Origin of the sequence: Longispora albida DSM 44784, from assembly GCF_000379825.1 — a bacterium.
In the GTDB taxonomy this organism is placed as follows: domain Bacteria; phylum Actinomycetota; class Actinomycetes; order Mycobacteriales; family Micromonosporaceae; genus Longispora; species Longispora albida.
The window spans coordinates 271,424-282,369 of record NZ_KB903814.1; the positions used below are offsets into that span (position 1 = coordinate 271,424).

A 10,946-nucleotide genomic window follows, 5' to 3' on the forward strand; every position below is an offset into this window, starting at 1 on the left:
GATTCAGGGGGCCTGGAAACCGGCCCCGGTCAGCGCAGCCATGCCCTTGTCCGAGCGGACGTGGGCGAGGAAGGCCTCGGCACCCTTCTTGTTCGGGGCCTTCTTCAGCACCACGACCAGGTACTCGCTGACCGCGCTCGCCGACTCGGGGAACTCGATGGCCTGCACCTCGGCCGAGGCGGCTTTCGCGTCGGTCCGGTACACGAGAGCCGCGTCGGCCTCGTCCAGTTTGACCTTAGTCAGGGCCGCCTTCACGTCCTGTTCGAGCGTCGCGGGCGCGACCTTGACCTTCGCCCCGTCGAGCGCCTTCTTCGCGGCGGCCCCGCACGGCACCTGCTCCGCGCACAGCGCGATCTTCAGGCCCGGCCTGGCCAGGTCCGCGAGGCTCGTGATGCCCTTCGGGTTGCCCTTGCGGACGGCGATGACCAGCTGGTTCTTCGCGAACGTGACCGGTGTGTCCTCGGCGTTGCCGGTGTCGGTGACCGTCTTCATGTTCGCGGGGGCCGCCGAGGCGAACAGGTCGGCGGGCGCGCCCTGGTTGATCTGGGTGGCCAGGGCCGAGCTGCCGGCGAAGTTGAAGGTGACTTTCGTGCCGGGGTTCGCCGCCTCGAAGTCCTTGCCGATCTTCGTGAAGGACTCGGTGAGCGAGGCGGCCGCGAACACTGTCACCGCGCCCTCCTCTTTGCCGCTACCGCACGCGGAGCCAGACAGCAGCACCAGGCCTGCCAGTGCCGCCGAGACGAGCCGGCCGAGCTTCACGTACATCAGTCCTTCCTCGGTCTTTCCACCACGACGGCCGTCGACTTGATGACGGCCTCGGCCACGGAACCGACCGACAGGCCCATCTCGTCCACGGCTTCCCTGCTCATCAGCGAGACGATCCGGTACGGCCCGGCCTGGATGTCGACCTGGGCCATCACCGTGTCGAGCACGATCGCGGTGACGATGCCCCTGATCCGGTTACGCGCGGAGGACACCCGCCCGTGCTCCCCTGGCTCGCTGGCCAGGGAGGTGGCGAAGGCCGCCAGGTCCGGCCCGGCGATGGCCCGGTGCCCGTGCTCGTCACGGGTCGCGGCCAGCCGCCCCGCGTCGATCCACCGGCGGACGGTGTCCGCGTGCACGCCAAGCAGCTCCGCTGCCTCACCGATCCTGAACGCCGTCACGCAAGGCAGCCTAGCCTTTCGCTGATACGAACTGAAACCCCTCTGAGCCATCGCATCTACAGGACTTCTCTGCTCACATCCCTCGTACTTTCCGATACGCCACCGACCTGTTATTGCCTGTCCCACCAGGACAGCCGTGGGCTACGTTGCCGGAATGGATTACCAGGACCTGCCGCTGGCCGAGTTCGCGTTCCCCGGCCCGATCCGTGACCAGCTGACCGCCGCGATCCTCTCCGGAGCCAAGACGTCCACGAGCGGGCTCCTCGCCGAGTACGAGAAGGACGGCGAGCCGCTGCCCGAGCCGGGCCAGCGGTCGGCGGTGGCCGACTCCGGCGGCAACCGGATCGCGGTCATCGAGGTCACCGAGGTGCGCGTGATCCGGGTCGGCGACTGCGACCTCCAGCACGCGCTCGACGAGGGCGAGGGCTTCGAGACCGTGGCGGACTGGCGGCGGGTACACGAGAAGTTCTGGCACAGCCAGGAGATGCGCGACTACCTGGAGGACCCGGGCTTCACGATCGGCGACGACACGATGATGGTCGCCGAACGCTTCAAGCTCGTCACGATTCTCTAGTGGATCGCCGGGCTCCGGCCAGGTGGTGAGCTTCGCCCGGTGGCCTGATGGGGTAACGTCCGGCGGATGAGTGAACTGGATCTTGCGACGGTGGCGGCGGCCAACGATGCCTGGGTGTGGGCTCCGGACGACGCCGAGGTGGTGGAGACCGCCGAGTACCGGCTGGTCCGCCTTCCCGAACGGTTCCCTGACCCGTTGCAGGTGCAGTGGGTGCGGTCCGCACGGCCCGCCGGGGACGTGCTGGAGGAGATCGTCACGCGGGCCGCCGGGTTCGGGCTGCCGGGGGCGTTCTTCTACGCGAAGCTCAGCGCGCCCAGCGGGTTCGACGAAGCGCTGCTGGCGCGCGGTGCCGAGCTGGCCGACACGTGTGACGTGCTCGCGATGGCGTTGCCTGCCGCCGTGCAGGCTGCCGGCGTTCCCGGCCTTGAAGTCCGGTGGCGGACCACGCCAGAGGTCGCTCGCGACGCCAACACGGTGGGTACGGCGACCTTCGGCGGGAACAGGGCCTCCGACGAGGAGGTCGCCCGGCAGGCGGAGGCCGACCGCGAGTCCTTCGCTTCCGGAGCCGGAGGGGCTGTCGTCGCCTACGTCGGCGGCGAACCGGCCGGCGTCGGGGGCCTCACGGTGGTCGATGGCGTGGCGCGAGTCTGGGGTGGCGGCGTGCTGGAGGCGTACCGCGGCCAGGGCGTCTACCGCGCTATGGTCGCCGCCCGCCTGGCCTACGCTGCCGAGCACGGTGCGACGATGGCGCTCACCCAGGGCCGGGTCACGACGAGTTCGCCGATCCTGCAGCGCCTCGGGTTCACGTCGTTCGGCCAGGAGCGCTGCTACCGGCTTCCGCTGAGCTGATCTGAGCGCGGCGGCTGCGGCGGCAGTAGCTGACCGTCACTGCCGCCAGCAGCGGGGCCCAGCCGATCAGCGGCAGGTAGAGGAACCCGACGGCCACGTGGCCGGCCGGCGTCATGTCCGGGTGCGGGATGGCCCACCAGAACACGAACGGGGTCCACAGTGCGGCGAGGATGACCACTCCGGTCCAGGCCGCGCTGGCCACCAGCTTCGGGTTGAGCCGCCTCCCGCCGATCCACGGCATCCACTGTGGAGCGATCTGCCCCCATCGCGACACGAGCCCGAGGGTCAGCAGCGCCGCGCCTTCCTGCGCCACCGTCAGCGTGACCATGTAGATGGGGCCGGTCAGGCCCGGCCCTACGAGGTTCTCCAGTCCCTCCGGCGTGTGCCCGAGGGGGAATCCGCACACCAGGCCCAGCCGCCACAGGCACGAGGGCAGCGCCAGCAGCGAGACGGCGTGTGCTGCCACTCGCGCCCACCGGGGCGCACATTCTTCCTTTGTACCTGCGGCGGAGCCCACGATCATCGTCATGCCCACGATCATCGCGGCGGCACCAGCACTCCCGCCTCCCAGCAGCGAGCGACCCGGCTCCCTCCTCCGGGTGATCGCGTTACCCGCCCGCGCCCTCGTTCCGCAGCTGTTCGAGGCGGGCCAGGGCTTCGCTGACCGGGGGAAGTTCGCTGATCTCCCGCTGGACGCGCCGGGCCGCCTGCCGGTAGGCGGGATCGGCGAGGACCGTGGCTGCCGCTTCCCGGATCGTGCCCGGTGTCGCGGTCATCGGGTCGAGGACCAGGCTCACGCTGAGGGCGGCGCACCGCTCGGCGTTGTGGGGCTGGTCGGCTCCCATCGGCAGCAGCACGGACGGGAGGCCGCAGGCGAGCGTTCCGGCCAGGCTTCCCGAGCCGGCGTGCGTGACGGTGAGGTCGGTGTGCGGGAGTACCTCGTCCTGCGGGATGAACTGCTCGATCCGGATGTGCGCGGGCTGCGGGCCGAACGCGAGCGGGTCGAGGTGCTTGCCCACGGTCATGACCACGTCGACCGGAAGGTCACGCAGCCCGGCGAGGATCCGCGAGTGGAGTTCCGGGTTGGTGTAGACGGTGCCGAGCGTGGCGTACACGGCTGGCCGTTCGCGGGCCGTCGCCGCACGGGTGACGTCGTGAGGCCGGTACGAGAAGGCTGTGGGCGGCAGCGGGTGGGCCGGGCTGCGGAAGTTCGTCGGGAATGGCGACAGGACCAGGCCCCGGTCGAGCATGCCGAGTTCCGGGTCGGGCGGCAGGCCGTGGCTGGCGCGCAGGTCGTTCAGCGGCTCGGCGACGAGTTCCTTGCGGAGGAACGTCCCTGCGGCCAGGACGAGCACCGTCGCACACGGGATGCCGAGCAGCTCTGCCACCACGGCCGTGCCGAAGTCGACCTCGTCGCGGACGAGCATGTCGGGCTGCCAGGCGGCGATGATGTCCGGGAGCACGCGCGCGTGCCTGCGGGCTCCCGTACCGGCGAAGCCCTCCCGGAGCTGCCGGTCCTCCCCCGCCGGGTCGGCCGGTTCGAGGGCTGGCGGAGGCTCGCTGGCCGGGCGCGGGCGCGGTTCACTCGTGGCGAACGCGGTGAACCCGGCGGCCTCGATGACCGGTACGAGGTTGCCGCTACCCGCCACCGCGACAGCGTGCCCGGCCGCCTGGGCCGCGCGGGCCACAGGTACCAGAGGCTGGAAGTGGCCACTGCCACCGATGAAAGTGAAGAGGATCCGCACCGGCGGAACAGTACCCGGAGCCGGCCGGTCAGGGGTTGGTCGACAGGAACACGAAGGCTCCGAACAGGACCAGGTGCACCATGCCCTGGAGCCGGGTCGCGCGGCCCGGTACGACGGTGAGGACGCTGAGCACGACGGTCAGCGACAGCAGGACGGTCTGCGTCGCGCCGAGGCCGAGGAGCAGCGGCCCGTCCAGCCAGATCATCGCGAGGGCGATCGCAGGGATGGTCAGGCCGATGCTGGCCATCGCCGAGCCGAGCGCCAGGTTGAGGCTGATCTGGAGCCGGTCGCGCCGCGCGGCCCGCAACGCGGCGAGCGTCTCCGGCGCGAGGACCAGCAGGGCGATGACCACGCCGACGAACGACAGCGGGAACCCGGCAGCCCGCACCCCCGACTCGATGGCCGGCGACTCCACTTTGGCCAGCCCGACCACCGCGACGAGCGCCGCGAGCAGCAGGCCGAGGCTGAGCAGCGCGGCGCGGCGGGTGGGCGGGTCGGCGTGGTCGCGGCCGTCGTCGGGTTCGCCGTCGGCGGTGACGGGGAGGAAGAAGTCGCGGTGCCGGACGGTCTGCGCTGTCACGAAACTCGCGTACAGCACGAGGGACGCGGCTGCGGCGAAAGCGAGCTGGCCGGGCGAGAACATCGGGCCTGGCGTGGTCGTGGTGAAGGTGGGCAGTACGAGGCTCAGGCCGGCCAGTGCCGTGACGGTCGCCAGGGCCGCCCCGCTGCCCTCGGCGTTGAACCGCGTCTCGCCGTACCGGAGCGAGCCGGTCAGCACGGCCAGGCCCACGATGCCGTTGAGCGTGATCATGACGGCGGCGAAGACGGTGTCCCTGGCCAGCGAGTCCGCGCCCTCGCCGCCCGCCACCATCAGCGTGATGATCAGGGCCACCTCGATCACGGTCACGGCGATGGCCAGCACGAGCGAGCCGAAGGGTTCGCCGACCCGGTGAGCGACCACCTCGGCGTGGTGCACGGCGGCGAGCACGGTGCCGATGAGCGTCAGGGCGACGATCGTGACGAGTACCGGCCCGGGGTCGCGCCCCCAGCTCAGCGCGAGCACCGCCAGGCCGAGGGGCGGCAGGGCCACCGCGCCGAGATCGAGTACCCGCTGGGAAGTCGCCATACGTAGGGTCTACCGCCCCGGCGTTCCCCTCGCGTCCACAATCGCCAGAATCGTCCAGTTGCTACTGCTCGCAGCCCCCGGCTGGGAACCCTTCGACGAGCCGGGCCAGCAGGTCGACGAGCTGCTCCCGCTCCCTGGCGTCGAAAGGGGCCATGAGCCGGTCCTGGAGCGCGGTGACCAGCGTGTCCAGCTCCGTGAGCCTGCCGCGCCCGGGTTCGGTGATCGTGATGACGTTGCGGCGGCGGTCGGCCGGGTCCGGGGCACGCAGGACGTAGCCGCCGGCTTCGAGTTCGTTGAGGACGGCGACGAGGTCGCTGCGCCAGATGCCGGTCCGGCGGCTCAGGCCGGCCTGGCTGGCAGGCCCGTCGTCGCCGAGCGAGGCAAGAACCGTGTAGTGCCACCGGTGAGCCTTGGCCCCGGCCAGCCCGGCGGTGATCAGCCGGTCGGCCTGGGCGGCGGCCAGGCCGAGAAGACGGCTCGGTACGCGGCGGATCCGCTCGGGGGGATCGGTCGCCGGGGGCATCGGGTCGGAGGCCGTGGTCATGACGCCGATCATAGCCTCTTGCGTTAGTCCGACTAACGATCTAGCTTTGTTCATGCGACGAACGTTTACGTGACTAACGAAAGAGGCTCCCATGCCCGTCATCGACGTGCTCGGCTCGACCATCCACTACATCGACGTACCGGGCAGCGACCCCGCCGCACCGCCCGTGGTCTTCCTCCACGGCAACCCCTCGTCCTCGCACACCTGGCGGAACGTGCTCCCGGCCGTGACCGGCGGCGCCCGGCTGCTCGCGCCGGACCTGATCGGCATGGGCGGCTCCGGCAAGCCGGAGATCGAGTACTCCTTCGCCGACCACGCGGCATACCTCGACGCCTGGTTCGACGCGCTCGGGCTGACCGAGGTGGTCCTGGTCGGCCACGACTGGGGCGGTGCGCTCGCCTTCGACTTCGCCGCCCGGCACCCCGGCCGGGTGAAGGGCATCGCGTTCTTCGAGGCCGTCCTGCGGTCCACGCTGCTGTCGGAACTCGCCGAGGGCCCCCGCGCCCGCACGGAACTGCTCCGGTCGGAGAAGGGCGCGGAACTGGCACTCGGCTCGAACTTCCTGATCGAGACCGCGTACACGAAGGGCGTCCTGAACGCGCTGGACCCGGAGACGCTGGCTCCGTACCTGGCCCCGTACGCGACCCCCGAGAGCCGCCGCCCGCTGCTGCGCTGGGCCCGTTCCATCCCGGTCGACGGCGACCCGGCCGACGTGCAGGAGCGGCTGACCGCGTTCCAGAAGTGGGCGGCGGGCAGCCCGGAGGTACCGAAGCTGCTGCTGACCTTCGACGGCTCCCCGATCCTCATGATCACGGAACAGGCTGCCGCCTGGTGCGCGGAGAACCTGGCCGGCCTGGAGACCGAGTACGCCGGGCGGGCCTCACACCACGCCACCGAGGACCAGCCGGCGGCGATCGGCGCGGCGATCAGCCGGTGGCTCGACCGGACCGGCCTACTGAACTGACCGGCGCCGGCTGGCGGCCGTCGTCGCGATCGCACCGGCCGCGATCCCTACGGACAGCCACGCGAACCAGTCCCCCAGCCTCGTGTGCACCGTGGCGCCCGGTGCGGCCGGCATCGGGGCGACCACGGTGGCCATGCCGGGCCGGTTCGTGTCTGTGCGCGTCTCGCCGAGTACCTGACCCCAGCCGTCAGCGATCATGAGACTCCCGCTCCGGCCGGCCCACAGCACGCCGAGCCCGTTCTCCACACCCCGCAGCAGGCCCGTGCGGGAGTGCTGCCAGCCGTTGGCTGTCTCGTCGGCAGCCGGTACGGCGAGGATGCTGGACCCGGCCGCCGCGTACGAGCGGGCCGGATCGGCGAAGTTGAGGTCCATGCAGATCGCGATGCCGGTCCGGCTGCCGGGGATCGTGACGCGCCCGGTACCGAGGATGTCCGCCCCGAGGTCGTGCTGCTTGGTGTAGGTGAGCGGGGCCGTACCGCCGGCGGGTACGACGATGGCGACGTTGGCCTTGCCCTGGTCGCTTCGCAGGACGGCCCCGGCCACGATGTCGAGGCCGCGTTCCCTGGCGAGGCGGGCCAGCGGGCCGGTGAGCTGGGCCGCGTTCGCCGGTGTGATCCCGAAGTCGGCTTCGGCCAGGACGGCGAGCCGGACACTACCCGGCAGCGCGCCGATCGCGTCCACATAGGACTGGAGGAGCGCCTGGCCGTCGGCGCTCGTGATGTCGGCCGCCCAGCGGCCCTTGTTGGGCGCGATCAGCGCGACGTGCCGGTCAGCCGGGGACTGCCCGGCACCGGCGAGCCGCACAGCCCCGGCAGCCAGGGCGACGGTCACCACCACGGCACCGATCACGCCGGCCCGCAGCCGGGCCACCCGCGTGACCCCGGGCGCGAGGAGCGCTGCGATCACGGCAGGTACCAGGAAGACCAGGAACTCCACACCCCACATCCCGGCGTACGCGGCAGGCTGCAACACGAGCGCCCAGTCCCCGAAACTGTTCGCCGGGGTACCCACCACGCCGGCCGGGCTGGCCAGGGAGACGCCGTAGAGTGCCGCCGTCCACGCGGCCGGGGCAGCGATGGCCGCCACGACCGCCCGGCCGCTCCGGACCAGCGAGCCGAACAACAGCGCGACCAGAGCGAGCACCGTACCGTTGGCGGCGCTGATCCCGAGTGCCATCGGCAGTGGCACGTCGACCGAGTCCATGGCGTGCGCCCAGTTGTTGGCCGCCCCGAAGAACCCGCCCAGGAACGCGGCGATGCCCGTCCACAGTGCACTCGTGCGCGAAGCCAGGAACAGCAGCGGCAGCGGGGCGAGCAGGACCAGCGGCGGAACGGGGCTGAAACCGGTTCCGAAGAAGAACAGCAGTGCCGAAGCTGTGGCCGCGATGGCGGTGTTACGCGCCGAGCCCATGGATGATCCTCTCGATCGTCCGGGCGCACAGCGCGCGGAACTCAGCTTCCGGCAGGCCGATCCGGCCCCCGAGGTACTGCTGGACGAGGCCCTGCACCGACGTGGTCAGCGCGAGCGTGACCTCCAGCGGATCGTCCTCGCGCAGCGAGCCTTCGCGCATGCCGGCCTCGACCAGCTCCAGCGCGACGGTGAACGTCGGCGACGAGCCGTCCCGGAAGCCATCGGGAAACCGCCGGGCGCCGGGCCGCTGGTCGGTCAGCAGGAAGGTGTAGAGGTGGGGCGCGCCGAGCGCGAAGTCCAGGAACCTCTCCAGCAGGTCGCCGATCTTCGCCCGCGCGTCACTGCCGGACACCACGCCAAAACCTGCCAGCTCGGCGAAGGCCCGGCCGGCGACGGCGCGCAGCAGCGCGTCCCTGTTCGGGAAGTGGGTGTAGATGGCCATCGGTGTGATCCCGGCGGCCTGCGCGACGCGGCGCATCGATACCGCCGCAGCCCCTTCGGCCAGCAGCAGCTCGCGCGCCGCGGCCGCGATCCGCTCCGCAGTGTCCCCAGTAGACATAATCTACAGCGTATAGAGCCGTACGTCGATCTGTCGACTGTGGAAGCCGCGCCAGGGCAGAGTCACCGGCCGTGGCCAGGGAGTACGACACCATCGAGACCCGCGAGGCACTGGCACGCTTCCCGCACTGGGCACCCGGCGTGTGCGGCCCACGGGACCCGGCTGCCTGACCCCGCTACTTCTCCTCACGACGCAGAACTCGTTGCCTTCGACATCCGTCATCACGGTGAGGTCGTCCCGCTCGGCCTGGATCTTCGCGCCCAGGGCGCACAGCCGCCGGATCTCCGCGGCTGGGCCGGCGGCTGTCAGGTCGAGGTGCACGCGGTTCTTCACGACCTTCGATTCTGGTACCAGCTGGAAGAAGAAGCGCGGGCCGCTGCCGGAGGAGGGCTCGACGAGGACGGTCGGGTCGTCCTCGGGGTCGTTGACGCCGTTGGCGCGGAGCCGGGCGAGTTCCTCCTCGTCGTACGGGGCGACCTGGTACCCGTCGAGCGCGGCGGCCCAGAAGCGGGCCACTGCCGCAGGGTGGTGACAGTCGAACACGATGTCCTTGAGGTGAGCCATGCACGTCATCATGGCCCGGGCCTCACCGGTACGCGCGTCAGTTTCCGAGGGCGTAGACCGTCCAGCGGCCGGTGTGGCCGGCCCGGATCTCGTACGTGACGCCGGGCCGCAGGACCAGGTGGCCGTGCGGGGACAGCGGGAGGGCCTGGGCTGTGGTGACGGCCTTGCTCAGCCGGTACACCTGACCGGGGTTGAACCACTCCGCGCCGGTGACGGACCAGTCGGTGCCGTCGTGGCAGAGACGGTAGGTCTCGCCCTCGGTCATCCAGTAGACGAAGGAACCGCCACCGTCGAGCCGCAGGCAGCTCACCCGGTGCCTGCCTCCAGCGCTCAGGGTGGCGAGCGTACCGGCAGCGGTGGCGGTGAGTAGGTCAGTGGGCATCGGGGGGCCTCCGGCTCACATGTAATGACAAGGTTAGGGTGCCAGATCGGCCGGTGTTTGGGCTATCTCAGCCAGGTATAACGTTGATCTTATGGAGCTGGATCTACGGCATCTGCGGGTGCTGTGCCAGATCGCCGAGTCGGGCAGCGTGTCCAGGGCAGCAGTGGTCCTGGGCGTCTCCCAGCCCGCCCTGACCGCGCAGCTCGGCCGGATCGAGACCACGCTCGGCGGCAGGCTGTTCGAGCGCGGCCCGCAGGGCGCGGAACCGACCTCCCTCGGCCAGTTCGTGCTGAAACGGGCACGCGGCATCCTGTCGGAGATGAACGAGCTGGTAGCGGGCGGCGGCCTCAGCAGAGGTGCCGTCGAGCTGCGGCTCGGCGCGCTGCGCAGCAGCTTCAACGGCGCGCTCCTGACCAGGCTCCAGCAGCGGCTACCGGGACGCGAGGTGACCACGAGGGTCGACTCCTCCGGCATCGTCGTCGCCCAGCTGCTCGCGAGCGGGCTCGCCGACGTCGTGGTGATCGGCGCGCACAAGGGCTGCCTGCCGCCGCTCCCGCCCGGCGCGATGGAACGGATCGTCATCGACCCCGAGCCGCTGTACGTCGCACTCGCCGCGGACCACCGGCTGGCCTGCCTCGACACCGTCGACCTCGCCGACCTCGCCCGGGACTGGTGGCTCGGCCCGCCCGGCGCCGACGACGGCTCGCTGGCGATGTTCCGTGAGGCGTGCGAGGCCGCCGGGTTCTCGCCACGGCTGCGGTTCACGAACCTGGAGGCCATCGACGCCGAGCAGTTCGTCGCGACGGGGCAGGGTGCCATGATCTGCGCTCCGACGTACCCGGGCCAGCGTGACGTCGTCGTCCGCCCCCTCGCCGGGCAGCCACTGGCCGGGCACAGGCTGATCCGCTGGCGGCCGGAACTCGTCAGCGACGCCGAGATCGACCTCGTGCACCAGGCGACCCTCGACGCGTACCAGGAGGCGCTGACGCGGGCCACCGGGACGCTGCCGTGGTGGGACCGGCACCCCGAGGCGCATCCGGTACTCCTGCCGCTGCCACAGTAGTGG

Annotated in this window: 14 protein-coding genes; 4 read left to right on the forward strand and 10 right to left on the reverse strand. The window is 71.2% G+C overall.

Annotated elements, in window-relative coordinates; translation table 11 throughout:
* Positions 1 to 3: 3 nt before the first annotated feature.
* Both modA and A3G1_RS0105525 read right to left on the reverse strand, forming a co-directional pair.
* Positions 4 to 765, reverse strand: a complete 762-nt coding sequence (modA, locus tag A3G1_RS0105520; RefSeq protein ID WP_018348472.1) for a molybdate ABC transporter substrate-binding protein — start codon at positions 763 to 765, stop codon at positions 4 to 6.
* Positions 765 to 1,163, reverse strand: coding sequence for a TOBE domain-containing protein (locus A3G1_RS0105525; RefSeq protein WP_018348473.1), 399 nt, complete (start codon positions 1,161 to 1,163; stop codon positions 765 to 767). Before A3G1_RS0105525 ends, modA begins: the two co-directional genes overlap by 1 nt.
* 154 nt (positions 1,164 to 1,317) lie before the next feature.
* Here A3G1_RS0105525 and A3G1_RS0105530 point away from each other — a divergent pair, with 154 nt between their 5' ends.
* Positions 1,318 to 1,737, forward strand: a complete 420-nt coding sequence (locus tag A3G1_RS0105530) for an ASCH domain-containing protein (RefSeq protein WP_018348474.1) — start codon at positions 1,318 to 1,320, stop codon at positions 1,735 to 1,737.
* Between the two features lie 66 nt (positions 1,738 to 1,803).
* Positions 1,804 to 2,586: a GNAT family N-acetyltransferase gene (locus A3G1_RS41635; RefSeq protein ID WP_018348475.1), complete on the forward strand. Its 783-nt coding sequence runs from the start codon at positions 1,804 to 1,806 to the stop codon at positions 2,584 to 2,586.
* Here A3G1_RS41635 and A3G1_RS0105540 read toward each other — a convergent pair.
* The 4 genes from A3G1_RS0105540 to A3G1_RS0105555 all read right to left on the reverse strand — a co-directional run bounded on the left by A3G1_RS0105540 (position 2,540) and on the right by A3G1_RS0105555 (position 6,001).
* On the reverse strand, positions 2,540 to 3,115 hold the full coding sequence (locus A3G1_RS0105540) for a hypothetical protein (RefSeq protein WP_211216226.1): 576 nt from the start codon (positions 3,113 to 3,115) through the stop codon (positions 2,540 to 2,542). The two genes, A3G1_RS41635 and A3G1_RS0105540, sit on opposite strands and share 47 nt — an antisense overlap.
* 79 nt (positions 3,116 to 3,194) lie before the next feature.
* Entirely contained in the window at positions 3,195 to 4,331 is a 1,137-nt protein-coding gene (locus A3G1_RS0105545; RefSeq protein WP_018348477.1) for a glycosyltransferase, read from the reverse strand.
* Positions 4,332 to 4,359: 28 nt separating this feature from the next.
* Positions 4,360 to 5,457, reverse strand: coding sequence for a calcium:cation antiporter (locus A3G1_RS0105550; protein WP_018348478.1), 1,098 nt, complete (start codon positions 5,455 to 5,457; stop codon positions 4,360 to 4,362).
* A gap of 61 nt (positions 5,458 to 5,518) precedes the next feature.
* Complete coding sequence (locus A3G1_RS0105555; RefSeq protein WP_157640929.1) at positions 5,519 to 6,001, reverse strand: MarR family winged helix-turn-helix transcriptional regulator; 483 nt, start codon at positions 5,999 to 6,001, stop codon at positions 5,519 to 5,521.
* Between the two features lie 91 nt (positions 6,002 to 6,092).
* On the opposite strand from A3G1_RS0105555, the gene A3G1_RS0105560 reads away from it, so the two are divergent.
* On the forward strand, positions 6,093 to 6,965 hold the full coding sequence (locus tag A3G1_RS0105560; RefSeq protein ID WP_018348480.1) for a haloalkane dehalogenase: 873 nt from the start codon (positions 6,093 to 6,095) through the stop codon (positions 6,963 to 6,965).
* Here the strand turns inward: A3G1_RS0105560 and A3G1_RS0105565 are convergent.
* Genes A3G1_RS0105565 through A3G1_RS0105580 form a run of 4 tightly spaced genes read right to left on the reverse strand, consistent with a single transcriptional unit; the run spans position 6,954 to position 9,880 of the window.
* Positions 6,954 to 8,375 carry a carbon-nitrogen hydrolase family protein gene (locus A3G1_RS0105565; protein WP_018348481.1) on the reverse strand — a complete coding sequence of 474 codons (1,422 nt, stop codon included), beginning with the start codon at positions 8,373 to 8,375 and terminating at the stop codon, positions 6,954 to 6,956. The genes A3G1_RS0105560 and A3G1_RS0105565 overlap by 12 nt on opposite strands.
* The gene (locus A3G1_RS0105570) at positions 8,359 to 8,934 is read right to left on the reverse strand and encodes a TetR/AcrR family transcriptional regulator (protein ID WP_018348482.1); all 576 of its coding nucleotides are present in this window, start codon (positions 8,932 to 8,934) and stop codon (positions 8,359 to 8,361) included. The genes A3G1_RS0105565 and A3G1_RS0105570 overlap by 17 nt, the downstream gene beginning before the upstream one ends.
* A 3-nt stretch (positions 8,935 to 8,937) precedes the next feature.
* Positions 8,938 to 9,498, reverse strand: coding sequence for a VOC family protein (locus A3G1_RS33305; RefSeq protein ID WP_018348483.1), 561 nt, complete (start codon positions 9,496 to 9,498; stop codon positions 8,938 to 8,940).
* Between the two features lie 37 nt (positions 9,499 to 9,535).
* Positions 9,536 to 9,880 (reverse strand): hypothetical protein, encoded by a 345-nt coding sequence (locus A3G1_RS0105580; protein ID WP_018348484.1) that lies wholly within the window; start codon positions 9,878 to 9,880, stop codon positions 9,536 to 9,538.
* Between the two features lie 91 nt (positions 9,881 to 9,971).
* On the opposite strand from A3G1_RS0105580, the gene A3G1_RS0105585 reads away from it, so the two are divergent.
* The gene (locus tag A3G1_RS0105585) at positions 9,972 to 10,943 is read left to right on the forward strand and encodes a LysR family transcriptional regulator (protein WP_018348485.1); all 972 of its coding nucleotides are present in this window, start codon (positions 9,972 to 9,974) and stop codon (positions 10,941 to 10,943) included.
* The last annotated feature ends 3 nt before the right edge of the window (positions 10,944 to 10,946 follow it).